This window comes from Streptomyces sp. NPDC111656 (assembly GCF_055656965.1).
Genome location: NZ_JBVKCA010000001.1, coordinates 84,029 through 106,673, shown reverse-complemented (window position 1 = coordinate 106,673; position 22,645 = coordinate 84,029). Strand labels below are relative to the sequence as shown.

22 protein-coding genes are annotated in these 22,645 nt (G+C 72.7%); 11 read left to right on the top strand and 11 right to left on the bottom strand.

The window, feature by feature from the left end; translation table 11 throughout:
• Positions 1–19 precede the first annotated feature (19 nt).
• Complete coding sequence (locus tag ACZ7M3_RS00525) at positions 20–1,231, bottom strand: trans-sulfuration enzyme family protein (RefSeq protein WP_472059799.1); 1,212 nt, start codon at positions 1,229–1,231, stop codon at positions 20–22.
• A gap of 60 nt (positions 1,232–1,291) precedes the next feature.
• Here ACZ7M3_RS00525 and ACZ7M3_RS00520 point away from each other — a divergent pair, with 60 nt between their 5' ends.
• Positions 1,292–1,810 (top strand): Lrp/AsnC family transcriptional regulator, encoded by a 519-nt coding sequence (locus tag ACZ7M3_RS00520; RefSeq protein WP_351306628.1) that lies wholly within the window; start codon positions 1,292–1,294, stop codon positions 1,808–1,810.
• Between the two features lie 63 nt (positions 1,811–1,873).
• Positions 1,874–3,565: a DUF885 domain-containing protein gene (locus tag ACZ7M3_RS00515; protein WP_472059798.1), complete on the top strand. Its 1,692-nt coding sequence runs from the start codon at positions 1,874–1,876 to the stop codon at positions 3,563–3,565.
• 108 nt (positions 3,566–3,673) lie between these two features.
• Here the strand turns inward: ACZ7M3_RS00515 and ACZ7M3_RS00510 are convergent, their stop codons facing one another.
• Positions 3,674–4,588: an MBL fold metallo-hydrolase gene (locus ACZ7M3_RS00510; protein ID WP_472059797.1), complete on the bottom strand. Its 915-nt coding sequence runs from the start codon at positions 4,586–4,588 to the stop codon at positions 3,674–3,676.
• Positions 4,589–4,736: 148 nt separating this feature from the next.
• On the opposite strand from ACZ7M3_RS00510, the gene ACZ7M3_RS00505 reads away from it, so the two are divergent.
• A complete protein-coding gene (locus ACZ7M3_RS00505; RefSeq protein ID WP_472060971.1) occupies positions 4,737–5,606 on the top strand; it encodes a LysR family transcriptional regulator in 870 nt (289 codons plus the stop codon).
• A 6-nt stretch (positions 5,607–5,612) separates the two neighbouring features.
• Here ACZ7M3_RS00505 and ACZ7M3_RS00500 read toward each other — a convergent pair whose 3' ends face one another.
• The gene (locus tag ACZ7M3_RS00500; RefSeq protein WP_472059796.1) at positions 5,613–6,137 is read right to left on the bottom strand and encodes a rhodanese-like domain-containing protein; all 525 of its coding nucleotides are present in this window, start codon (positions 6,135–6,137) and stop codon (positions 5,613–5,615) included.
• 162 nt (positions 6,138–6,299) lie between these two features.
• Between ACZ7M3_RS00500 and ACZ7M3_RS00495 the strand changes: the two genes are divergently transcribed.
• Positions 6,300–6,746 (top strand): Lrp/AsnC family transcriptional regulator, encoded by a 447-nt coding sequence (locus ACZ7M3_RS00495; protein ID WP_472059795.1) that lies wholly within the window; start codon positions 6,300–6,302, stop codon positions 6,744–6,746.
• Here the strand turns inward: ACZ7M3_RS00495 and ACZ7M3_RS00490 are convergent.
• The 3 genes from ACZ7M3_RS00490 to ACZ7M3_RS00480 form a co-directional block, all read right to left on the bottom strand.
• Positions 6,740–9,769 (bottom strand): AAA family ATPase, encoded by a 3,030-nt coding sequence (locus ACZ7M3_RS00490; protein WP_472059794.1) that lies wholly within the window; start codon positions 9,767–9,769, stop codon positions 6,740–6,742. The genes ACZ7M3_RS00495 and ACZ7M3_RS00490 overlap by 7 nt on opposite strands.
• A gap of 88 nt (positions 9,770–9,857) precedes the next feature.
• Positions 9,858–11,021, bottom strand: a complete 1,164-nt coding sequence (locus ACZ7M3_RS00485; RefSeq protein ID WP_472059793.1) for an exonuclease SbcCD subunit D — start codon at positions 11,019–11,021, stop codon at positions 9,858–9,860.
• Between the two features lie 69 nt (positions 11,022–11,090).
• Complete coding sequence (locus tag ACZ7M3_RS00480) at positions 11,091–11,717, bottom strand: YigZ family protein (protein ID WP_190169121.1); 627 nt, start codon at positions 11,715–11,717, stop codon at positions 11,091–11,093.
• A gap of 11 nt (positions 11,718–11,728) precedes the next feature.
• Here ACZ7M3_RS00480 and ACZ7M3_RS00475 point away from each other — a divergent pair, with 11 nt between their 5' ends.
• Both ACZ7M3_RS00475 and ACZ7M3_RS00470 read left to right on the top strand, forming a co-directional pair.
• Positions 11,729–12,037 carry a hypothetical protein gene (locus ACZ7M3_RS00475; RefSeq protein ID WP_472059792.1) on the top strand — a complete coding sequence of 103 codons (309 nt, stop codon included), beginning with the start codon at positions 11,729–11,731 and terminating at the stop codon, positions 12,035–12,037.
• Between the two features lie 464 nt (positions 12,038–12,501).
• Positions 12,502–14,493 carry an APC family permease gene (locus ACZ7M3_RS00470; protein ID WP_472059791.1) on the top strand — a complete coding sequence of 664 codons (1,992 nt, stop codon included), beginning with the start codon at positions 12,502–12,504 and terminating at the stop codon, positions 14,491–14,493.
• Positions 14,494–14,503: 10 nt separating this feature from the next.
• Here the strand turns inward: ACZ7M3_RS00470 and ACZ7M3_RS00465 are convergent, their stop codons facing one another.
• Together ACZ7M3_RS00465 and ACZ7M3_RS00460 are read right to left on the bottom strand one after the other, a co-directional pair.
• Positions 14,504–15,049 carry a SixA phosphatase family protein gene (locus tag ACZ7M3_RS00465; RefSeq protein ID WP_472059790.1) on the bottom strand — a complete coding sequence of 182 codons (546 nt, stop codon included), beginning with the start codon at positions 15,047–15,049 and terminating at the stop codon, positions 14,504–14,506.
• Positions 15,046–15,726 carry a hypothetical protein gene (locus ACZ7M3_RS00460; protein ID WP_472059789.1) on the bottom strand — a complete coding sequence of 227 codons (681 nt, stop codon included), beginning with the start codon at positions 15,724–15,726 and terminating at the stop codon, positions 15,046–15,048. The genes ACZ7M3_RS00465 and ACZ7M3_RS00460 overlap by 4 nt, the downstream gene beginning before the upstream one ends.
• 269 nt (positions 15,727–15,995) lie before the next feature.
• Between ACZ7M3_RS00460 and ACZ7M3_RS00455 the strand changes: the two genes are divergently transcribed.
• From ACZ7M3_RS00455 to ACZ7M3_RS00445, 3 genes are all read left to right on the top strand, one after another.
• Positions 15,996–16,676: a response regulator transcription factor gene (locus tag ACZ7M3_RS00455; RefSeq protein WP_472059788.1), complete on the top strand. Its 681-nt coding sequence runs from the start codon at positions 15,996–15,998 to the stop codon at positions 16,674–16,676.
• Between the two features lie 113 nt (positions 16,677–16,789).
• Complete coding sequence (locus tag ACZ7M3_RS00450; protein ID WP_472059787.1) at positions 16,790–17,890, top strand: acyl-CoA dehydrogenase family protein; 1,101 nt, start codon at positions 16,790–16,792, stop codon at positions 17,888–17,890.
• A 2-nt stretch (positions 17,891–17,892) separates the two neighbouring features.
• Positions 17,893–19,062, top strand: a complete 1,170-nt coding sequence (locus tag ACZ7M3_RS00445) for an acyl-CoA dehydrogenase family protein (RefSeq protein WP_472059786.1) — start codon at positions 17,893–17,895, stop codon at positions 19,060–19,062.
• A 133-nt stretch (positions 19,063–19,195) separates the two neighbouring features.
• Here the strand turns inward: ACZ7M3_RS00445 and ACZ7M3_RS00440 are convergent, their stop codons facing one another.
• Together ACZ7M3_RS00440 and ACZ7M3_RS00435 are read right to left on the bottom strand one after the other, a co-directional pair.
• Entirely contained in the window at positions 19,196–19,714 is a 519-nt protein-coding gene (locus tag ACZ7M3_RS00440; RefSeq protein WP_472059785.1) for a MarR family winged helix-turn-helix transcriptional regulator, read from the bottom strand.
• Positions 19,715–19,798: 84 nt separating this feature from the next.
• Positions 19,799–20,464, bottom strand: a complete 666-nt coding sequence (locus ACZ7M3_RS00435) for an SDR family NAD(P)-dependent oxidoreductase (protein ID WP_450426094.1) — start codon at positions 20,462–20,464, stop codon at positions 19,799–19,801.
• Between the two features lie 319 nt (positions 20,465–20,783).
• On the opposite strand from ACZ7M3_RS00435, the gene ACZ7M3_RS00430 reads away from it, so the two are divergent.
• Complete coding sequence (locus ACZ7M3_RS00430) at positions 20,784–21,191, top strand: CoA-binding protein (protein WP_450426098.1); 408 nt, start codon at positions 20,784–20,786, stop codon at positions 21,189–21,191.
• A gap of 75 nt (positions 21,192–21,266) precedes the next feature.
• Positions 21,267–21,707, top strand: coding sequence for a GNAT family N-acetyltransferase (locus ACZ7M3_RS00425; RefSeq protein WP_472059784.1), 441 nt, complete (start codon positions 21,267–21,269; stop codon positions 21,705–21,707).
• A gap of 16 nt (positions 21,708–21,723) precedes the next feature.
• Here ACZ7M3_RS00425 and ACZ7M3_RS00420 read toward each other — a convergent pair whose 3' ends face one another.
• The gene (locus ACZ7M3_RS00420) at positions 21,724–22,572 is read right to left on the bottom strand and encodes an alpha/beta fold hydrolase (protein WP_472059783.1); all 849 of its coding nucleotides are present in this window, start codon (positions 22,570–22,572) and stop codon (positions 21,724–21,726) included.
• Positions 22,573–22,645 lie beyond the last annotated feature (73 nt).

Below are 22,645 nucleotides of genomic sequence, written 5' to 3'. Positions count from 1 at the left end.
GCCCGGGGCCTCTCCCTGGTCACCGCCCCAACGCACCGTCCAGGTCGGCCCACAGGTCCTCCACGTCCTCCAGCCCCACCGACAGCCGCAGCAAGCGGTCACTGACCCCCGACTCGCGGCGGTCGTCGGCGGCCACGATGCGGTGGCTGATGGACGCCGGATGCTGGATCAGGCTGTCGACACTGCCGAGGCTCACCGCCGGGGTGATCAGGCGGACCCCGGCGATGACCTCGTGCGGGTCGCCGTGGACCTCGAAGGCGATCATGGCACCGCCGATCCGCGGATAGTGAACGCGGTCGACGCGCGGATCGGCCGCGAGCCGGCGGGCGAGTTCGGCGGCGTTGGCGGACGCGGCCCGGACCCGTACGGGCAGGGTCGACAGGCCGCGCAGCAGCAGATATCCGGCCAGCGGATGCAGCACGCCCCCGGTCGCGAACCGCACTTGGCGCAGCCCCCGGGCGAACTCCTCGTCGCAGGCCACCACTCCGGCCATGACGTCCCCGTGTCCGCCCAGGTACTTGGTGGCGCTGTGCAGGACCAGGCGGGCCCCCTGCTCCGCGGGGCGTTGCAGCACGGGTGTGGCGAAGGTGTTGTCGGCGAGCAGCGGAACGGACCCGCAGGCGTGCGCGACGGCGCGCAGGTCGAGTTCGGCGAGCGTCGGATTGGCCGGGGACTCGACCATGACAAGGCCGGTGTCGGGGCGCAGGGCGTCCGCGATGCCCGCCGGATCGACCCAGGTGACCTCGGAGCCCAGCAGCCCGGCGGTGAGCAGGTGGTCGCTGCAGCCGTACAGGGGCCGTACGGCGACGACATGGCGCAGGCCGAGCGCGTTCCGCACGAGCAGTACGGCGCTGAGCGCGGCCATGCCGCTCGCGAAGGCGACCGCGCTCTCGGTTCCTTCGAGGCGGGCGAGGGCGGTCTCGAAACGGGCGACGGTCGGGTTGCCGAGGCGCCCGTAGACGGGCGGGCCCTCCGGCTCGGCGCCGTCGGCCGCGAACGCGTCGATGCGAGCGGCTTCGCCACGGCTGTCGTACGAGGGGTAGGTCGTGGACAGGTCGATCGGCGCGGCGTGCAGTCCCCGCCGGGCGAGGTCCTCCCGCCCGGCGTGCACGGCCTCGGTGGCGAGGGCACGCGGCGCGAGGGCACGGGTGCCCTGAACGTCGTAGAGGTCGCCCCGACCGTCATAGGAGTCGTCCTGAGCTTCGTATGCGTCGTGCACCACGGATTCCATGCACAGCAGACTGAACACCGGCCGGGGTCCCGGACACACACTCCGTGTTACGTTCGGGCCATGGCCGAATCTGTCGTACTCGATCCGGTGGATCTTCATCTGCTGCGGCTGCTCCAGAACGACGCACGGACGACGTACCGCGATCTCGCCGCGCAGATCGGCGTCGCGCCCTCGACCTGCCTGGACCGGGTGACGAGGCTGCGCCGTGCGGGGGTGATTCTCGGCCATCAGCTGCGCCTCGATCCGGCGAAGCTCGGGCGGGGCCTGGAAGCCTTGCTGTCCGTGCAGGTCAGACCGCACAGCCGCGAGTTGGTCGGGCCGTTCGTGGAGCGGATCAGGGCGCTGCCGGAGTCCCGGACCGTCTTCCACCTCACCGGGCCCGACGACTACCTCGTCCTGGTCGCCGTCGCGGACATGGCCGACCTGCAACGACTGGTCCTCGACGAGTTCACGTCCCGGCGCGAGGTGGCCCGGGTGGAGACCCGGTTGATCTTCCAGCAGTGGGACTGCGGCCCCCTGCTCCCGCCCTCCCCGCCGTCGCCCTCGTCCTCGGCCCCGACCTCGGCAAAATCAGGCTGATGCCCGCCCCATGCCCGGTCGACCGGGCTGACGCGGCGCCCGTCCTCGTATGAGGATGTCGGCATGTCAGAGACGAAGAGCCCGCTGCCCCGCGAGGTCGCCGACGCGTACGTCGACGATCTCATCGCCCTCGATCCGGTCCTCGGTACCTACCTCGGTGTGAAGGAGAGCGCCGACAAGCTCCCCGACACCTCGCCCGCGGGGCAGGAGGCCGTCGCGGAGCTGGCGCGGACGACGCTCGCCCGGCTCGACGAGGCGGAGCGGCAGCCGGGGGCGGACAGCGACATCGAGCGCCGCTGCGCCCGGCTGCTGCGCGAGCGGCTCACCGCCGAACTGGCCGTCCACGACGCCGACGAGGGCCTGCGGGCCGTCGGCAACATGCAGACGGCCGCGCACTCCGTGCGCCAGGTGTTCACCATCGCGCCGACCGAGACGGACGAGGACTGGACCGCGATCGCCGAGCGGCTGCGCGCGGTGCCGACCGCCCTCACGGGGTACCGCGAATCCCTCGCCCTCGGCCTGGAGCGCAAGCTGTACGCGGGCCCGCGCCCCACCGCGACCTTCATCGAGCAACTCACCGAGTGGTCGGACCCGGACGGGCAGGGCCGTGGCTGGTTCGAGGACTTCGTGTCCGCGGGGCCCGACGCCCTGCGGGACGAGCTGGACACGGCCGCCCGGACGGCCACGCGGGCCCTGGTGGAACTGCGCGACTGGATGCGCGACGTCTACGCGCCCACGATCGAGGGCGCGCCGAACACGGTGGGCCGCGAGCGGTACGCGCGCTGGGCACGCTACTTCAACGGTACGGATCTCGACCTCGACGAGGCGTACGCGTACGGCTGGTCCGAGTACCACCGGCTCCTCGGGGAGATGAAGTCCGAGGCCGAGAAGATCCTGCCCGGCGCCGAGACCCCCTGGGTGGCGCTCGCGCACCTCGACGAGCACGGCAGGCACATCGAGGGCGTCGACGAGGTCCAGACGTGGCTCCAGGGCGTGATGGACCGGGCGATCGACGCGCTGGACGGCACCCACTTCGAACTCGCCGAGCCGGTGCGGAAGGTGGAGTCGCGCATCGCGCCGCCCGGCGGCGCGGCGGCCCCGTACTACACCGCGCCGTCCGCGGACTTCTCGCGGCCCGGCCGCACCTGGCTGCCCACCATGGGGCAGACCCGCTTTCCCGTGTACGACCTCGTCTCGACCTGGTACCACGAAGGCGTCCCCGGCCATCACCTCCAGCTCGCCCAGTGGGTGTACGTGGTCGACGACCTCTCGCGCTACCAGGCCACCGTCGGTCTCGTCAGCGCCAACGCCGAGGGCTGGGCGCTGTACGCGGAGCGGCTGATGGACGAGCTCGGCTTCCTGGAGGACGCGGAGCAGCGGCTCGGCTACCTGGACGCGCAGATGATGCGCGCGGCCCGGGTCATCGTCGACATCGGCATGCACCTGGAACTGGAGATTCCGGCGGACTCCCCCTTCCACCCGGGCGAGCGCTGGACCCCGGAGCTGGCGCAGGAGTTCTTCGGCGCGCACAGCAGCCGTCCGGCGGACTTCGTGGAGAGCGAGCTCACCCGCTACCTCTCCATCCCGGGTCAGGCCATCGGCTACAAGCTCGGTGAGCGGGCCTGGCTGCTGGGCCGCGAGAACGCTAAGAAGCGGCACGGCGCCGCCTTCGACGCCAAGGCCTGGCACATGGCGGCCCTGTCCCAGGGTTCGCTGGGCCTGGACGATCTGGTGGACGAACTGTCCCGGCTCTGACGGACACCGACGACGGCCGGGCTCACGGCGACGACCGGGCCCGGCCGCCGTGTATCGAGTACGCGGGGTGTCAGGCACACGGGCTATCAAATGCGGGGAGTACCGGAACTACTGGGCGTGCTCGGCGTGCTCGGCATGTTCGGAGCACAGGCAGCCGACGCCCTTCTCGATCCACTCCCGGCCGACCCACTCCGGGTGCCGTTCGATCATCAGCGCCGAGATCTCCTCGACGATCGTCCGCTCGTCCACGGCGGAGTCACGACGGGCCCACGTCTCGTCCCGCAGCAACCGCAGGTAGTCGCGCACGTCGGCCAGCAGCCCCGCACCGCCGACCTCCCCGTGGCCGGGCACCACGATCCGGGGAGCCTGAGCCGCCAGCCTCTCCATCACCGCGATCCAGCGGGTACCGGACACGTCGGTGTCGTACGCCGGGAACCAGGGGAAGATGGCGAACTGCCCGGCTTCCACGAGGTCCCCCGTGAACAGGACGTCCGCGTCCGGCACCCTGACCACCTGGTCGCCCCTGCTGTGGGCGCGGCCGGTGGCCCGCAGTTGCACCACCCGCCCGCCCAGGTCCAGGTCGTACGCCCGGTCGTAGACGACATCGGGCCGTGCCGGCTCGACGCCCTGGAGCCGGCGCTCGACCGGCTTGCCGAGCCCCTTGAACATCTCCAGGTAACCCGGCCCCTTCACCTTCAGGTCCTCGGCCTGGTCCCGGTTGAGCAGAAACGTCGCCTCCCCGGCGAAGACCTGCGCCCCGAAGGCGTGCTCGGGGTGAAAATGCGTCGTCGTCAGATAGATCCGACGTCCCTTGGCGTAGTCGGCCGCGAACTCCAGCACCTTTTCGGCGTTGCCCGGGCCCAAGCCGGTCTCGACGACGAGCACGGCACCGTGACCGCCGATGACGCCGATGTTGGGCACGAGCTGCACCCGCCGGTCGGGGATGACCACCAGGTCACGGGCCAGCTCCTGAACACCCTCGACATGCACGACGGGATCCGTCGTCACCGCTTCCTCAGACACTGCGACTCCTCCGTGTTGCGCTGAGCCACCAGTCCAGCGCGAGATGTCCGGGGGCGTCCAACACCGATCTCGCAGCCCCGATACCGCACGGGTATCGTCGCAGTTGAGGGAGCTCGAAAAAGCGGCTCGGGACGGCGATGGAGCGATGATGGAGCTGCGGACCCTGCGCTACTTCGTGGCGGTCGCCGAAGAACTCCACTTCGGCCGGGCCGCGGCGCGACTGCACATGACCCAGCCCCCGCTGAGCCGGGCCGTCAAACAGCTGGAGACCGACCTCGGCTGCGAACTGCTGCGCCGCTCACCCACGGGCGTCACCCTCACCCCGGCCGGGGCCCTCCTCCACGACGAGGCGTGCATCCTGCTGGCGCGGGCCGACCAGGCCCGGGCCCGGGTGGCCGCCGCGGCCGGCACGGCCACCCTGACCATCGGCACCCTCGCCGACAGCGCCGAGCAGGTCGGCACCCGGCTGGCCGTCGCCTACCGGCGCCAACACCCCGCCGTGCGGATCCGCATCCGTGAGGCCGACCTGACCGACCCGACCATCGGACTGCGCGCCGGCCTCGTCGACGTGGCCCTGACGCGGGCGCCGTTCGACGACACCGGCATCACCACCCGCGTGCTGCGGTCGGACCCGGTCGGTGTGCTCCTGCGCGCCGACGACCCGCTGGCCGACCGCGACCGGCTGCGCCTGGACGAACTCGCCGACCGCCGCTGGTTCCGGTTTCCGGAGGGCACGGACCCGGTGTGGCAGGCCTTCTGGACAGGCCCGCCGGGCGCCGACGGGCGCCGTGACGGTCCCGTCATCCGCACCGCCCACGAGTGCCTCCAGTCGGTCCTGTGGAACGACACCGTCGGGCTGATGCCCCTCGCCCACTCCCAGTCCCTGCCCGAGGGCCTCACGGTCATCCCCTTGGCGGATGCGCCGCCCAGTGACCTGGTCATCGCGTGGAACAGCGCCCACACCACCCCGCTCATCCGCTCGTTCGTAAGCCTCGCGACGGGCCTCACGCGCTCCTAGGAGCGGTCAGCAGCCACAGTCCGCCGCGTCCACCGGAGCCGTCAGCGGGTCCGCCGCGCGCCGCTCGCCCCCTTCCCACGTCTCGTACGCGAAGCCTTCGCGCACCCAGTACTCGAAGCCGCCGAGCATCTCCTTGACCGGGAAGCCGCGTTCGGCGAGAGCGAGTGCGGCACGGGTCGCGCCGTTGCAGCCGGGTCCCCAGCAGTAGGTGACGACGGGCACCGACCTGTCGAGGAGCTGCTCGGCCTGCTCGGGGATGAGCGCCGTGGGCAGGTGGATCGCACCGGGCACGTGCCCCTGGTCCCAGGACGCGGTGGAGCGGGAGTCGAGGACGACGAAACCGGGGTCGCCGCCCGCCGCGAGCGCGGCGGCGACGTCGGAGACATCGGCGTGGAAGGCGAGGCTCGCGCCGAAGTGGGCGACGGCCGCGGCCGGGGACGCCGGGGCGACCCGCAGCACGGGGTTCGCCCTGGTCGCGGCACTGGTCACAGTGGTGACAGTGGTGACAGTGGTCTCGACGGGCACAGTCATGGTCCGGCCTTCCCTCCCTGCCCCGCCGAACCGGCACCTTCGCGGCACCGGCCCCACGGGGACCTCCTGGCCAGAAATCTACGGCCGGTGATCCTCTTCCTGAAGTGGGGATCCACGGCATCGCTCTTGATCGGCCGGGGTTTTCCCTGCTATCCATCGCCCATGACCGCGTATTCCCCGGACGCCACCGACTGGCACATCCTCGACGTCCTCCAGCGCGAGGGCAGGGCCAGTTTCGCGGAGCTCGCCCGTGCCGTCTCGATGTCCGCGAGCGCGGTCACCGAGCGGGTGCGCCGCCTGGAGGAGGCGGGCGTCATCCAGGGGTACGCGGCCGTCGTCGACCCGGAGCGCCTCGGTCTGCCGATCCTGGCCTTCGTCCGGCTGCGCTATCCGAACGGCAACTACAAGCCGTTCCACGGCCTCGTCGAGGCGACGCCCGAGATCCTGGAGGCGCACCACGTCACGGGCGACGACTGCTTCGTCATCAAGGTCGCGGCGCGCTCGATGAGCCACCTGGAGAAGATCTCCGGCCGGATCGGCACCCTGGGCTCGGTGACCACGAGTGTCGTCTACTCCTCACCGCTCCCCCGGCGCCCCCTGGGTCACTGATCCCCCGGCGATCCCTCGGCTCGGTCCTGGACGCCCCGCTGCCGTACGACCGATCCCGTTCTGCCCTTCACGACCTCGAGCTGGGCATGGATGCGCCGCCGCAGGTCGGCGACATGGCTGACGATGCCCACGCTGCGGTCACGCTCCCGCAGCGAGTCGAGCACGTCGAGGACCTCGTCCAGGGTCTGGTCGTCGAGGCTGCCGAAGCCCTCGTCGATGAAGAGCGTGTCCAGCCGCACCCCGCCGGCCTCGTCCGTGACGACGTCCGCGAGGCCGAGGGCCAGCGCGAGCGAGGCGAAGAACGTCTCGCCCCCGGAGAGCGTCGCCGTGTCGCGCTCCCGGCCGGTCCAGGCGTCCACGACATGCAGCCCGAGCCCGCTGCGGCCACGGCCCGCGCGGTCGTCGGAGTGGACGAGGGTGTAGCGCCCGGAGGACATGCGCTGAAGTCGTACGGTCGCGGCGGCGGCCACCTGTTCCAGACGGGCGGCCAGGACGTACGACTCCAGGCGCATCTTGCGTTCGTTCTCCGCCGAGGTGCCCGCGGCCAGCCCGGCCAGGCGTGCCACTCGGTCGAACTCCTCACGCAGCGGCGCGAGCCGGCGTACGGACGTGCTCGCGCGCGTGGACAGCCGGTCCAGTTCCGTGCAGCGTCGGGTGGCCTCGTCCTGGGCGGAGGCGGTCTGCCGCAGCCGTCGGGCGGCGGACTCGGCGTCCCGTTCGGCGGCGGCCAGGTCGGCGGCCGGCCGTTCGGCGGCGGCCGCCGTGTCGGCCTCGGCGAGCACGGCGCGCACCGCGCCGTCCTCCAACTGCCAGGCGTCGAGGCGGCGTTGGAGGTCCCGGTGGGCCGCGTTGTCGAGGAGCGCGGCGGCCGCGGCCTGGGGGGTGTCGAAACCGGCGCGGAAGGCCGCGTCGGACAGGCGCGCGTCGGCGTCCTTGAGACGCTGCGCGGTGTCCTCGGCCACGCGCACGGCCTCCGCGGCCTCCGTGAGCAGGGCGGCCTGCCGCTCCAACTGCGCGGCGCGCACGGCGACACTGTCGGCGGCGCCCCGCGCCTGCGCCAACTCCTCCTCCAGGGAGGCCCTTTCGCGGTCGTTCCGGTCGCGGTGGGAGACCCGGGCGGCAGATCGCAGCGCGACCTCCTGCTGGGCCGCGACCCGCCGCTCGTGCTCGAGTCCCGCCTGCGCGAGCCGCTCCCGCGCGGCGTGCAGCCCGGACCCCGCAGCCCGTGCCTCGGCGTACCGCAGCTCCAATTCCTCGGCCTGCTCGGCGAGTTGCGCGGTCGGCGTGTCGCCCGCCTCGGCGGTCGCGGCCGCCAGCGCCTCGCGTACGACGCCGAGCCTGCGCTCGTCCTCGGTGGCCTGTTCGTCGGCGCGCTGGAACGCGGCGAGGGCCCGCTCCTCGGCCTCCCGGTCGACGTGTCCGGCGTCCTTGCGCGCGGGTGCGGGGTGTGCGGAGCTGCCGCACACGGCGCAGGGCTCGCCGTCGACGAGACCGGCGGCGAGTTCCGCGGCGATGCCCTGAAGACGCTGTTCCTTCAGATCGAGCCAGTGGACCCGGGCGTCCGTGGCGCGTTCACGGGCGGCGAGGACCTGGGCGTGGGCGGCGTCCGTGTCCCGGGCGAACTGGTCGCGCTGCCGGGCCGCCCTGAGCCGCGCCTGGGCGGGATCGCGCCGCTCGGCGAGCTGCTCCGCCCGTGTGGTGGCCTCCTGTGCGGACTCGATGCGGGCCTGGAGCTCCGCGCGGGTTGCCTCCCAGGTGGCGAGCCAGCTCTCGGCGTCCTGGCGGACATCCTCGTCCTCGCGCTCCTGGCGGTCCAGGGAGGCGCGCTCCCGGGTGAGTTCGCCGAGCCGGTGCTCCGCCCTGCGGGCCGACTCCAGTCCGCCGAGCTCCTCGGCCGCCTTGCGCGCCGCTACCGCGAGCCCGGGCGCACCGGCTCCGGCGTAGCTGTCCGGCAGGGCGAGACGCGCGCGTGCCTCGTCCGTGGCCGCGCTGCGGTGCTCGGCCTCGGCGGCGTCGCGCAGGTCGAGCGCGGGGGCGACCGTCTCCGCCTTGCGCGCCCGCTCCATCCGCGCCTGCGCCTCCCGATGGGCGTCGGCACGCTCCTCCAGCCGCGCGGCCCGCTCCCGCGCCTCGGTGAACCTGCGCTGCAGCCGGGCCACCTCGCGTACGTCGTCGAGTACGCGGTCGGTGGCGGCCTGCGCGGACTCGGCCGCCGTACGCGCGGTGCGCGCGAGGGTCAGCCGCTCGCGGGCCGTGCTGCGGGCCACCGCGGCCCAGGTCAGAACGGCGTCGGCGAGGCCGGGCTCACCGGGCGCGAGAGCGGGCGGCGGCACCTCGACGATGTCCCCGGCGGCCTGCTGCATGCGGTGCGCGTCGGCGAGCAACGCGGCGTCACCCTCGCGTACTTCGGCCTCCGTGGCCCGGCGCCGCTCGGCGAGCCGCTTCTCGACCTCGGCGAAGCGGTGGGTGTCGAAGAGCCGGCCGAGCAGCTTGCCGCGGGCCTCGGCGTCGGCCCGCAGGAAGCGGGCGAAGTCGCCCTGGGGCAGCAGCACGACCTGGCAGAACTGCTCACGGCTCATGCCGAGCAGTTGGGTGATCTCCTCGCCGATCTCCTGGTGGGAGCGGCTGAGGTCCTTCCAGGTGGCCGCGGACGCCTCGTACTCGCGCAGCCAGCTCTGTGCCTTTTCGGTGGTCGTGCCCGTGCCGCGCTTCTTGGGGCGGGCCCAGGGCGGCTGCCGGGTGACCTCCAACCGGCGCCCCGCGACGGTGAGATCGAGAGTGATCTCGGTGCGCGTCGCGGGTGCCGCGTGGTCGCTGCGCAGGGTCAGGCCCTGGCCGCTCTGGCGGGCGCCCGGGACCGCCCCGTACAGCGCGTAGCAGACGGCGTCGAGGACTGACGTCTTGCCCGCGCCCGTCGGGCCGTGCAGCAGGAAGAGCCCGGCGGTCGACAGCTCGTCGAAATCGACGCTCTGGGTGCCGCCGAACGGCCCGAAGGCCGTGATGTCCAGGCGGTGCAGCCTCATCGGGCCTCCTTCGGGTCCAGCGGGTCCTGCGAGCCCTGCGGGTCCTGCGCGTCTCGCGGCGCGTCTCGTGTGTCGTGCGGACGTGGGGTCACCGGGCGACCTCCCGCGCGGACTCGTCGGCGCGGACGTCGTCGAACGCGTCCCTCAGTACGGCCTGTTCGTCGGCGTCGGGGCCCGCGCCGCGCACATGGGCCACGAAGTCCTCCGCGATCTCCTGCTCGCTGCGGCCCGCGAGCCGCCGGGCGTAGGAGACGTCCGGGTCCTCGGGGGCCCGCTCCGGTTCGAAGACGAGGCTGAGCGTGTGCGGGAAGCGCTCGGTCAGCCGGGCCATGGGTTCCGTGGGGCGGACCGGGTCGGTCAGGGTCGCCTCGACCCACGCCTCCTCGTGGCGCGCCAGCCGCGGATCGGCGAGCAGGTCTTCCAGGTGCCCCCGGACCCGGGCGAGCTTCCGGGGAACGGGACAGTCGACCCGCTCCGCGCCCACGAATCCCTCCGGCCCCAGGTCCACCAGCCACATGCTCTTGCGGTGGTCGACCTCCGAGAAGGAGTACGGCAGCGGGGAGCCGGAGTAGCGCACGCGCTCGGTGATGGTCTGGCTGCCGTGCAGATGGCCCAGTGCGGTGTAGTCGACGCCGTCGAAGACCCCGGCGGGTACGGCGGCCACCCCGCCCACGGTGATGTCCCGCTCGCTGTCGCTGGCCGCCCCGCCGGTGACGAAGGCGTGGGCGAGGACCACGGAGCGGGTGCCCGGCGCGCGCGTGGTGAGGTCGGCGCGGACCCGGTCCATGGCGGCGGCGAGGACGGCCTCGTGCCCCGCCTTCTCGACACCGAACTCGGTCTTGACCAGGGCCGGTTCGAGATAGGGCAGTCCGTAGAAGGCCACGTCGCCGTGGTCGTCGGCGAGCAGCACCGGCGTGCCGCACGCGGAGGGCTCGGTCCGCAGATGGATGCCCGCGCGGCCGATGAGCCCGGCGCCGACGCCGAGCCGGCGCGCCGAGTCGTGGTTCCCGGAGATCATGACCGTGGGCACTCCGAGGTCGGCGAGCCGGTGCAGCGCGTCGTCGAAGAGCTCGACGGCGGCCAGCGGCGGCACCGCCCGGTCGTACACGTCCCCGGACACGACCACCGCGTCGACGTCGTACTCACGCACGGTCGCGACGAGGTGACCGATGAACCCGGCCTGGGCATCGAGCATGTTCACCCGGTGGAAGGCCCGGCCGAGATGCCAGTCGGACGTGTGCAGAATCCTCATGATCCCCGAGACTAACGGGCGGGTCGGACATCACGGGCGGCTACTCCCGTATCGGTCCGCGCCGCCCGCCTATGCGTCCCCGTACGCCTCTCCACCCAGTTCGAACCCGGCCGTCCCGGCCGTCGCGTCGGCGAGCCACGCCCGGAAGGGCTCGACGTCGGTGTCCGGCAGCCCGATCTCGATCGTGACGGCCTCGCCGTACCGGACGTCACGGACCTCGCGCCCGGTGGACCGCAGGTCGTTCTGTATCTTGCCGGCGCGCTGGTGGTCGACCGTGACCGTGGCCAGCCGGAAGCGTTTGCGCGTGAGTGTGCCGAGGGCGTCCAGTGCCTCGCCGACCGAGCCTCCGTACGCCCTGATCAGTCCGCCCGCGCCGAGCTTGACCCCGCCGTAGTAGCGGGTGACGACGGCGACGACGTACCGCATGTCGCGGCGCAGCAGCATCTGGAGCATGGGCACGCCCGCGGTGCCGCCGGGTTCGCCGTCGTCGCTCGCCTTCTGGACGGCGGCGTCGGCTCCGATGACGTACGCGTAGCAGTTGTGCGTGGCGTCGGCGTGCTCCTTGCGGACGCCCGCGATGAACTCCTGGGCCTCCTGCTCGGTGGCCGCCGGGGCGAGAGCGCACAGGAAGCGGGAGCGGTTGACCTCGGTCTCGTGCACGCCCGCGTGGGCCACTGTGCGGTACTCGTCCTGCATCACGCCAGCGTATGCGCTCCCCGCGCGGGTCCGGCACGGCGGACCCGGCGCGTGCCGCCCGCGCGCGCGACGCGCTCCGCGGATCTCGGCGGCGCGGCGAGAGCGACGCGGATCGTCCGCGCGGCGGTCGCGACACGTTCGACCGCACGGCACGTCCCGGCACAGGCGGCCTCGGCGTGGCCAGCCCCGGCCCGGCACGGCGCGACGCGGGCGGCCTCGACATGGCCCGTCCCGGCGCAGCACGGCGCGGCGCAGCACGGCACGGCACGGCGCGGGCGGTCTCGGCATGGCCCGTCCTGGCGCGGCCCGGCACGGCGTAGCCCGTCCCGGGCCGCGCCAGGACGGGCCGGCGCGGCCTCGGTGGCCGCGCGTCCGGCGGACCCGGGATCGTCCGATGGGTGCCCCCGGCAGCGACGGGCCGACCTCACGGCCACCGGATCCGCCGCCCACCGAGCCCGACCGCGGCGGCGGGTCCGCCGATGATCGCCTCCGGCGGGGGGCACCACGTCCCGGGCGGTCAAGGACCCCCGTGGAGGTGACCCCGAGCCCCGCGCCATCGCCCCCGGCGACAGCACGACGGCCCCGGCCGCCTCGCGGCCAACCCGCGTCGCCCCGCGGCCAACCCGTATCCCCCCGCGGCCGACCCCTGTCGCCGCCCCGGTCTCGGCGGGGCCCCTCCGGGCGTTCGGACCCGGCTCAGGTGCGTGGGGCGAGGTGGTGGATACTCGCTCCTCGTTGCCCGAAGCCGGATCGCCGGCCCGACCGATCGCAGGGAGATCGCAGCATGACCGGCACCCAGGTGGACAGTTCGGAGTCCGCCGAGCCCCTCGAACGGGAGCCCTCCACAGCCGTGCCGCGCTGGCGGGCGTGGCTTCTGGAGGGACTCAGCGAGCAGTCGGCCAAGCACCCCGGCCCGCACGCCACCCCGGACGCCGAGCACCAGGGCCACAAATGGTGGCGGGTGATGTGCCTCACCGGCGTCGACTACTTCTCCACGCTGGGCTACCAGCCGGGTATCGCGGCCCTCGCCGCCGGACTGCTCTCCCCGCTCGCGACCCTCGTCCTGATCGCGCTCACCCTGCTCGGCGCACTGCCGGTCTACCGTCGCGTCGCCAAGGAGAGCCCGCACGGCGAGGGTTCGATCGCGATGCTGGAGCGGCTGCTGCCCTGGTGGGCCGGGAAGATCTTCGTCCTGGTGCTGCTCGGCTTCGCGGCCACCGACTTCCTGATCACGATCACCCTGTCCGGAGCGGACGCCTCCGCGCACGTCGTGGAGAATCCCTTCGCTCCGCACTGGATGCACGGCGGGAACACCTGGATCACCCTCCTTCTCATAGCCGCGCTGGGCGCGGTCTTCCTGAAGGGCTTCAAGGAGGCCATAGGGATCGCGGTGGCGCTCGTGGCCACCTATCTCACCCTCAATGTCGTCGTGCTGGCCGTCTCCGCCTGGCAGGTGCTCAGCCACCCGGTCAAGGTCGGCGACTGGACCGACGCGATGACGGCCGAACACTCCTCGCCGCTCGCCATGGTCGGCGTGGCGCTCCTCGTCTTCCCGAAGCTGGCGCTCGGCATGTCCGGCTTCGAGACGGGCGTGGCGGTGATGCCGCAGGTCGAGGGCGACCCGACGGACACGTACGAGAAGCCGACGGGCCGGATCCGCGAGACCCGCAGGCTGCTCACCACGGCCGCCGTGATCATGAGCGGCTTTCTGCTGCTGTCCAGCCTGGCGACGACGATCCTGATCCCGCAGGACGAGTTCAAGAGCGGCGGCTCGGCGAACGGCCGTGCCCTCGCCTACCTGGCCCACCAGCACCTCGGCGAGGCGTTCGGCACGGTCTACGACCTCTCGACCATCGCGATCCTCTGGTTCGCGGGTGCCTCCGCGCTCGCCGGTCTCCTCAACCTCGTCCCGCGCTATCTGCCGCGCTACGGCATGGCCCCCGAGTGGACGCGCGCCGTCCGCCCCCTCGTGCTCGTCTTCATGGCGGCCGCGGTCCTCATCACGCTGTGGTTCAACGCGAACGTCGACGACCAGAGCGGCGCGTACGCGACCGGTGTGCTGGTCCTGATGCTCTCCGCGTCCTTCGCCTCCGCGGTCGCCGTGCACCAGCGGGGCCACCGCGCCGCCGCGATCGGCTTCGGGGCGATCACCGCGGTCTTCGGCTACACCCTGGTCACCAACGTCATCGAACGCCCCGACGGCATCAAGATCGCGCTGATCTTCATCCTGGCGATCCTGATCACCTCGTTCGCCTCCCGGGTCCGCCGCGCCTTCGAACTGCGCGCCGCCGAGGTCACGTTCGACGAGGCCGCGGCCCGTTTCGTCGACGAGGCCGCGGCGAGCGGACCGCTGCGGCTGATCGCGAACGAGCCGCACGAGCACAGCACCCGGGAGTACCGCGCCAAGGAGTACAGCCAGCGCGAGCAGACGCACATCCCGGACGGCCGTCCCGTGCTGTTCCTGGAGGTGTTCGTCACCGACTCCTCGGACTTCACCGCCGACCTGACCGTGCACGGCGACGAGAAGCACGGGGTGCGCAGGCTGCGCGTCGAGGGCGCGACCGTGCCCAACACCATCGCGGCCGTCATGATGCGGCTGCGCGACCGCACCGGCCAGGTCCCGCACGCCTACTTCAACTGGACCGAGGGCAACCCCTTCAGCCACCTGGTCCGCTTCCTCGTCTTCGGCGACGGCGAGGTCGCCCCGGTCACCCGCGAAGTGCTCCGGCGCGCCGAGCCGGACCCCGAGCGCAGGCCCCGGATCCACGTGGGCTAGCCCTTCCTCCTCAGTCCTTCTTCTTGCCCCGCGGCACGGTCATGCCCGTCAGCAGCGCCGTGCCCGGGGCGAGCGCGTCCCAGGAGTCCCCGTGCCAGGCGAGGACCGCCGTCGCCGAGGTCGGGAACTTCGTCCGTACGTCGTCCAGCGCGTCGTCGAGGCTGTCCCCGGCCAGTTCGAGTACGAGTTCCTCCACCCCGGGGTTGTGCCCGATCAGCAGCAACGTCCTGATCTGGTCGGGGACTTCGTGCAGGGCCGCCAGCAACTCCGGTACCTCGGCGCCGTACAGTCGCCGGTCGAACCGTACGGGCGGCGGGGTGCCCCACTGCCGCGCCGCCAACTCCCAGGTCTGGCGGGCGCGTACGGCGGTGGAGCACAGGGCGAGGTCCGGCAGACAGTCCGACTCGGCGAGGGCGCGTCCGGCGGCCGGGGCGTCACGGCGGCCGCGCGGGGCGAGGGGCCGCTCGTGGTCGGCGACTCCCGCGGGCCACGCCGACTTGGCGTGCCGCAGGACGACGAGTCTGCGCAGCGGGCCCGCTCCGGCGCGCGCGATCACCGCTGCGCCCCGATGTCACGGGTGAGTTCGAGCCCGAGGAGACGGTCGGCGTAGGCGTACGTCTCGAAGCGGGCGCCCTCCGGCACGTCGTCCGCGTGCTCGACGCGACTCAGCACCTCGAGTACCGCGGGTACGTCGAGGTCGTCCTCCCACGCGGCGCGCAGTTCCTGGCGTACGCGCTCGGGGACGGGCTTGGACGGCCGGGTGGCCCAGCTGGCGACGGACTTGCGCCAGCGCGCGAGCGTCTCGCGGGCGCCGTCGAGGTCGGCGGTGGCGAGGTCGACGGGCTGTCGGCGCGGGGCCGCGAGCAGGACCATCCTGAGCAGCGCCGGGTCGGCCGTGCCGTGCACCGGGGATACCTCGATGCGGATGCCCTCCACGGTGGTGGCGTCGGGCGCGAGCACATGCAGGGCCGGGCCCGCACCGCTCCGGTCGCCCTCGGCCCGGCGGATGCCGAGCGCGTCGGCGCGCGCCCGGAGCTCCGGGGGCGGGTCGGCCACCGTGACGACGGGGGTCCCACCGAGTTCCAGGGTCCTGGCGAGCACGTCGGCGACCAGGAGCACCCGTAGTGCGGACAGATCGTCCCGCTCCACGTGCGCCTCGACGCGGGTCAGGCTCCGGCGGGCAGGGACGGCATCGATGGGCTCGCCCGTTCGGGCGTCGGTGATACGCAGCACGGAGCGAGCGTAGGCGGGCGGGAGCCCGGGCGCAGGGAGGTCGGACCCATTCCGGACACGCGGGCTCCCCGGCCGTCCCGCGTACGAGAGGTGGGTGGTTCCACCCCGGGGGTGTAGCCCACTGCACCAGGGGTTCGGGAGATCGCTCTCTCGTGGGCGCGACCGGGGGACGGGAGGGTTGATCCCGACGGACAACAGCCCGTCGACCTCGTAGATCCCCCTCCTCACCTCCTCACCCTTCTTCGGCCCGGAAGAGGACCTTCGCCCCCATGACCATCCGTGTCCTGCTCGCCGACGACCAAGCCCTGCTGCGGGCGACGTTCCGCATCCTGATCGACTCCTGCTCCGACATGGAAGTGGTCGACGAGGCCGCCGACGGCCGGGCAGCGGTCTCACTCGCGCGTACCCACCGCCCCGACGTCGTCCTCATGGACATCCGTATGCCGGGGGCCGACGGGCTCGCCGCCACCGCCACCATCTGCGCCGACCCCGACCTGTCCACCACCCGCGTCCTCATCCTCACGACGTTCGAGACCGACGAGGACGTGGCCCGGTCCCTGCGCGCCGGAGCCAGCGGCTTCCTCGGCAAGGACGTCACCGCGGACGAACTCCTGAACGGCATCCGCACCGTGGCAGCGGGCGACGCGCTCCTCTCCCCCCGGGCCACGCACACCCTGGTCACCCGCTTCCTCGCCTCCCCCGCGCCCAGCGCCCAGCCGGCGTTTCCCGGACAGCTGGCGGCTCTCACCGCCCGCGAGCGAGAGGTGACCGCGCTGGCGGCCGAGGGAAAGTCCAACGCCGACATCGCCGAGGAACTCGTCGTCAGCCCGCTGACCGTCCGCACCCACGTGCACCGCGCCATGACCAAACTCCACGCCCGCGACCGGGCCCAACTGGTCGTCATCGCCTACCGGTGCGGACTCGTACAGGTCTCACGGCCCCCGGAGTGAGCGAGCCCGGCCCGCGCGTCGACCCCCTGGCCACAGCGCCCCACCGTGAGCGAGAATGCCGTATGCCAGAATTGGAGAATGTGACTTATGTCACTCACTAGGGGGCGCGACTCGTGGACCTGGACTTCACGGACGACCAGAGTGCGCTTCGCGACACGTTGCGCACGTTCTTCGAGAAGGAGTCGTCCACCGCGGCCGTACGGGCGGCGGAGCCACTCGGGTTCGACGCGGCGCTGTGGCGGAAGGTCGTCGACCTGGGGCTCGCCGCGATCGCCGTACCCGAACACCTCGGCGGCGGCGGTGCCGGTTTCGTGGAACTGGCCATCGCGGCGGAGTGCCTCGGGCAGTCCCTGGCTCCGGTGCCCCTGATAGAGGCGGCGGTGGCGAACGACCTCATCGCGTCGCTGTCCGACGCAGGTTCGTCGTCCTCCGGCGAACGCGATGCCCGCCTGGAGTCCCTCACCGCTCGCGCCGTCGCGGGCGAGCTCCTGGCGACCCTGGCCCTGCGCCCGGCGACGGGCGACCTCGCCCGGCTGGTGCCGGCGGGCGCGGTGGCCGATCTCGTGGCCGTCCTGCGGGGTGACGAGCTCCTCCTGCTCCGGCAGCCGGACCGCGGCCCCGCCGCGCCGGGCGGGGCCGTCCACAACCTCGGGGCACTTCCGCTCGCCGACTGCCCCATCGACACGGAACACGCCCTGGTGCTGGCGCGCGGACCGGCCGCCGTCCGCGCCCATCGCCGCGCCCTGAGCCGGTGGGAACTGCTGACCGGCGCGGCGCTCTTCGGCCTCGGCTCGAAGGCCCTCGACATCGGCGTCGACTACGTGATGCAACGCAAGGCGTTCGGCGTGCTCATCGGCACGTTCCAGACCATCCAGCACCGCCTGGCCGACAACGCGATCGCCCTCGACGGCGCCCGCCTGCTGTCCTACGAGGCGGCCTGGGCCCAGGACGAGAACGTGCCCACGGCCGACACCTCGGCGACCATGGCCTTCCTGTTCGCCGCGGAGACGGCCTACAAGACGGCGTCGGAGGTCCTGCACTTCCACGGCGGATACGGCTACACGCTGGAGTACGACATCCAGCTCTACTTCCGGCGGGCGAAGGCCTGGTCACTCGTCGCGGGCGACTCCCGCGCGGCGTACGCGCAGCTCGCGCACCGCGTCTTCGGCGCGCCACCGGCACCGGCACCGGCACCGGCTGAGAAGGCGGGCTGACGATGGACTTCCGCGAATTCGACGAACTGGCCTCGCACCGCGAGGCTGCCTGCGCCTGGGTCGAGACCCATGTGCGACCGGAGTGGGTGGAGGAACAGCGCCGCTCCGGCACGCATCAGACAGCCGAGCTGCATACCCTGCTCGCGCGCGACGGGATCCTCGCGGCCGACTGGCCGCCCGCATACGGCGGGAGCGAGGTCGATCCCGGCTTCGCCCGGGCCGTGTTCGACGAACTCGGCCGCAGGGGACTCGCCTCCGACGGCTGGTCCACGACCTCCATGGTGCTGCGCACCATCGAGCACGTGGGAACCGAAGAGCAGAAGCGCGAGTACATCCCGGCCGCCCTCCGCGGCGACACGCTGATCGCCCTGGGGTACAGCGAGCCGGACTCCGGCTCGGACGTCGCCGCGGCGAAGACCACCGCGGTCCGGGACGGCGACGAGTGGGTCATCAACGGCCAGAAGATGTTCACCAGCACCGCCCAGCTGTGCAGCCATGTCTTCGTGCTGGCCCGCACCAGTCCGGACGTGCCCAAGCACAAGGGGCTGTCGATGTTCCTCGTGCCGACCGACAGTGCCGGGTACGACATCCAGCCGATCCACACGCTCGGCGGGCAGCGCACCAACGCCACGTTCTACGCCGACGTGCGGGTCCCGGATTCCGCGCGCCTCGGCGGGGTCGACGGCGGGTGGGGCGTCATGCACGTGGCGCTGGTCCACGAACGCTCCGCGTCCAGCCCCGGCTCGGACGGTGGTTCCCTGGTCGGGGATCTGGCCGCCTGGGCACGCACCGCGGCACGCCCCGACGGGACGACGGTCCTCGACGACCCGCTGGCCGCCGAGCGGATCGGCAGGATGGCGGTCGACGAGGAGGTCACCCGCCTGCTCGCCCTGCGCAACCGGTGGCGCGCCCAGAAGGGCGACCTCCCCGGTGTCGAGGGGTCGATGTGGAAGCTGTTCGCCACGGAGGCCGCGCAGCGCCACTCCACCGACATCCTCGACATCCTGGGCCCCGAGGGCGTACTGGCCCCGGACGCGGCCGGCGCCCCCGCGGGCGGCAGGTTCGAGGAGGGCTTCCGGGCGGCGGTGGTCGGCACCATCTACGGCGGGACCAGCGAGATCCTCCGGGAGATCATCGCGGAGCGCCACCTCAGGTTGCCCAGGAACCGCTGACGGTACGGGGCCCTGCGGGGCGGCGGAAATCGACGTACGGCAGGCACCCCCGACCGGCGGCGCCGAGGCTCGACCGGGCCTCGGCGCCGACAAGTCGGACCCAGGCGCGCCCGCAACGAGACCGGTCCCGGTGTCAGGCCTCGCCAGGAACCTCGGGCAGCAGGTCGATCTCGTCCTCCGCGTGAGTGAAGAAGTCGTCGGCCAGTCGATGGCACAGCGTGGCGAGCTGCTCCAGGTCTCCCGGTGACCAGTCCGCCAACGCGACCGACATGCCTCGGCAGCTCGCCTTCCGCACACGGTCGACCGCGTCCCGGCCGGCCGGCGTGAGTTCGATGAGCTGGGCCCGGCGGTCGTTCGGGTCCGGGACGCGCGTCAGACAGCCGGCCTTCTCCAGCTGCTGCACCTGCCGGGTCACATGGGACGCCTCGACGGACAGCAGGTTCGCCAGCTCACTGGGCCGCAGCGAGCCGGAGTCGGCGACCTGTCGCAGCAGCGCCACGGCGGCCCGGTCCAGCGCCAGCCCGGCCAGCGCCATGAGGCGCTCATGCTGACGAACCCTGCTGGTCAGATACGAGATACGGGTGAGCGCACGCTCGATCTCGGCCACGTCCGTCAACGCGGGATCGGCTGGTGTGGGCGGTGGTGTCGGCATAGGACGACTCTAACGTCTACTTGCATAAGTCAAGCAATATCGAGTGGGGGCGAAAGGTCGTGAGGGCCGCTCGGACCCCGCCCCTCAGGAGTCGAGGTCGTCGGCGAAGTGCCGGTAGCCGTGTCGGTCCTGATGGATGTTCCAGATGGCCTCCGCGAGCGCGGCGGGGTCCTTCCTGGGGTGTCCGGGGCTGATCGCGCCGGGGATGACGAGTTGCGCGACGTGGATGCCCTCGTCGGCGAGCGCGCCGTGCAACAGGTGGCCGTAGGCGCTCTCGGCGGCGAAGGCGAGGGAGGTGCCGGCCCGGTCGGGGTGGGGTACCGCGGCGGTGCCGCCGTTGACGAAGAGGATGGTGCCGCGGCCGAGGGCGCGCATGCCGGGCAGCACCTGGTGCACGGCGGCGACGGGGCCGTACACCGAGAACTCGATCGGTCCCACGAGGTCGGCGGGGGTGGTTTCCAGGACCGGCCGCATGAACTCCCGTTGCGGAACCGGGCTGTACTGCATGACCTCGATGGGTCCCAGGGTCGCGGTCGCCGCGTCCAGCGCCGCCTCGAGGGCCTTCGGGTCGCGTACGTCGGCCGCGAAACCGCGCGCCGTCAGGCCCTCGCCCACCAACTCGGCGGAGAGGGTCTGCGCCCGGTCCGTGGTGCGGGTGATGAGGGCGACGTCGAACCCCTCGCGGCCGAACCGCCGCGCGACGGCGACTCCGAGGCCGGGTCCGGCTCCGATGATGGCGATGGTGGTCATGGTCTTCCTTGGGGCCTCGGTGGTGGGGCAGCCTACGAGGGGCAGCATGCCCCCGGACGGCCCGCGCCGCTCGCCGCCCACGGCGGCACCCCGTCAGTGGCGGCCGCCTTCCGGTGCGGGAAGGGCGTGCCACCTGCGTACGGGAAGGTCATGCCCCTGCACCCCAGGCCGATCACACCGACCTCGGGTCCTCCGGGGTGTGGCAGGGTCCCACGCCCAGGGGAATCACCGTGTGCCTCATGCTGTTCTCCGGCTGAGCGCGCATGCCACGCCACGCGGGCCCATCATCGTCCTTGACACCAGACCCAGGAGGCCGACCGTGTACGGCGACCCGGCAACGATCCGCAAGATCCTCACCGAACTCGGCGACACCTGGGCCATCGTGGGCCTCTCGTCCAACGAGCGGCGTGCGGCGTACGGAGTCGCCGACGTTCTCCAGCGTTACGGCAAGCGGATCGTCCCCGTGCACCCGAAGGCGGAGACCGTTCACGGCGAGAAGGGCTACCCGTCGCTGGACGCGATCCCGTTCGACGTCGATGTCGTCGACGTCTTCGTCAACAGCGACCTCGCGGGGCCCGTGGCCGACGAAGCCGCCGCCGCCGGTGCCAAGGCCGTCTGGTTCCAGCTCGGAGTCATCGACGAGGGCGCGTACGGCCGTACCCGCGCCGCCGGACTCGACATGGTCATGGACCGCTGCCCCGCCATCGAGATCCCGCGCCTCGGCTGAGCGGCGTCCGCACGGCAAGCCTGTTCGGGGCAAACCCGGTTGACGGCCGGTGGTGGGGATCGGTTTGCTGCTCCGGTGTCCACACTCACCTTTCAGCAGTCGGACGACGAGGCCGGTCTCAAGGACTGGCAGCACGTCCACAATGTCATCGTGCCGCCCGCCGCCATGTCGCTCGACGAGGTCCGTGAGCGGGCCGGGCGCAACCACCTGGAGGTCGCGTACCTCGGCGACGTCCTGGTGGGCTGCTCGACCGTGCGTCCGCCCAAGGACGGCGGCTCGACGGCCACGGTGATCGCCCGCGTCCTGCCCGGACACCGTCGGCAGGGGTTCGGTGAGGAGCTCTACGAGCGCGGGCTGGAGCAGGCGCGGGCGCTGGGCGCGGACGTGATCGAGACGGTCGTACTGGCGTCCAATGAGGACGGGCTGCGGTTCGCCGTGCAGCGCGGGTTCGTCGAGATCGAGCGGTACGTGCTGCCGGGCGAAACGGCCGAGTGGGTCGACCTGCGGCTGGCCTGAGCCCGGCCGACCCCGGTCACCGCGCCCGGTCGAGGAACGCCGTCACCGTTTCGGTGAAGCGCCGGGGGTCGTCGAGCCACGGGTGGTGGCTGGCACCCGGCTGGACGATCAGCTCCCCCTCGGGGAACAGCTCCGCCACGGTGGCGGCCACGCGCGGCAGTGGGCCACTGTCGAGTTCGCCCGCGAGCAGCAGGACCCGGACGTGCAGCGCGGCGACGGCGGCGCGGGCCACGGCAGGTTCGAAGGCACCGGCGGACGCGTACAGGTCCGCGGCCTCTTCGTTGGTCTGTTCGACCTCGGTCGCGGCGTGCGCCTGCGCGGTCGCGTCCCAGCGGCCGTAGAAGAACGGGGCGACGGCGTCCCAGTCGGCATCGGCCGTCGAGCCCGCCCAGATCCGTTCGTAGGCGTCGTACGCGGTCACGAACCACGGTTCGGCCCTGCGCCGCGCGGCCGCCTCCCTGCGGTGCTCCTCGGTGAAGTCGACACCGAGGGCCCGGGCGCGCCCGGTGACCGAGGTGAGGGTGCGGATGCGGTCCGGATACCGGGCCGCGTAGAGGAGCGCGAGGTCACCGGCCGCCGAGTGGGCGAGGAGATCCACCCGCTCCAACCCGAGGTGCGCCCGGAAGGCCTCGACGTCGTCCACCTGCCGGTCGCAGCGATACGTCGCCGGGTCGGCCGGGACGGCGGAGTCACCGGTCCCCCGCAGATCCAGCAGGAACAGCCGACGGTGCCGCGACAGCCCGCCGAGATCACCGAGATAGGCGGAGGCACGCATGGGCCCACCGGGCAGACACAGCAGCGGCTCTCCCTGGCCCGTGACGTGGTAGGCCAGTTCGGTCCCGTCGGGGGCGGAGAAGATCGGCATTCCGACATCCTCATGACGACGCGACGCCCGGGGCAAGCGCTTTTACGCGGTGCCGGGGGAGGTCACCGGACCA

Coding starts and splice junctions, on each gene's coding strand:
- ACZ7M3_RS00520 (WP_351306628.1), top strand. CDS start 1,292: ATGGCCGAATCTGTCGTACTCGATCCGGTGGATCTTCATCTGCTGCGG.
- ACZ7M3_RS00525 (WP_472059799.1), bottom strand. CDS start 1,231: ATGGAATCCGTGGTGCACGACGCATACGAAGCTCAGGACGACTCCTAT.
- ACZ7M3_RS00505 (WP_472060971.1), top strand. CDS start 4,737: ATGGAGCTGCGGACCCTGCGCTACTTCGTGGCGGTCGCCGAAGAACTC.
- ACZ7M3_RS00455 (WP_472059788.1), top strand. CDS start 15,996: ATGACCATCCGTGTCCTGCTCGCCGACGACCAAGCCCTGCTGCGGGCG.
- ACZ7M3_RS00490 (WP_472059794.1), bottom strand. CDS start 9,769: ATGAGGCTGCACCGCCTGGACATCACGGCCTTCGGGCCGTTCGGCGGC.
- ACZ7M3_RS00435 (WP_450426094.1), bottom strand. CDS start 20,464: ATGACCACCATCGCCATCATCGGAGCCGGACCCGGCCTCGGAGTCGCC.
- ACZ7M3_RS00485 (WP_472059793.1), bottom strand. CDS start 11,021: ATGAGGATTCTGCACACGTCCGACTGGCATCTCGGCCGGGCCTTCCAC.
- ACZ7M3_RS00475 (WP_472059792.1), top strand. CDS start 11,729: ATGCGCTCCCCGCGCGGGTCCGGCACGGCGGACCCGGCGCGTGCCGCC.
- ACZ7M3_RS00445 (WP_472059786.1), top strand. CDS start 17,893: ATGGACTTCCGCGAATTCGACGAACTGGCCTCGCACCGCGAGGCTGCC.
- ACZ7M3_RS00500 (WP_472059796.1), bottom strand. CDS start 6,137: ATGACTGTGCCCGTCGAGACCACTGTCACCACTGTCACCACTGTGACC.
- ACZ7M3_RS00480 (WP_190169121.1), bottom strand. CDS start 11,717: ATGCAGGACGAGTACCGCACAGTGGCCCACGCGGGCGTGCACGAGACC.
- ACZ7M3_RS00420 (WP_472059783.1), bottom strand. CDS start 22,572: ATGCCGATCTTCTCCGCCCCCGACGGGACCGAACTGGCCTACCACGTC.
- ACZ7M3_RS00515 (WP_472059798.1), top strand. CDS start 1,874: ATGTCAGAGACGAAGAGCCCGCTGCCCCGCGAGGTCGCCGACGCGTAC.
- ACZ7M3_RS00470 (WP_472059791.1), top strand. CDS start 12,502: ATGACCGGCACCCAGGTGGACAGTTCGGAGTCCGCCGAGCCCCTCGAA.
- ACZ7M3_RS00495 (WP_472059795.1), top strand. CDS start 6,300: ATGACCGCGTATTCCCCGGACGCCACCGACTGGCACATCCTCGACGTC.
- ACZ7M3_RS00440 (WP_472059785.1), bottom strand. CDS start 19,714: ATGCCGACACCACCGCCCACACCAGCCGATCCCGCGTTGACGGACGTG.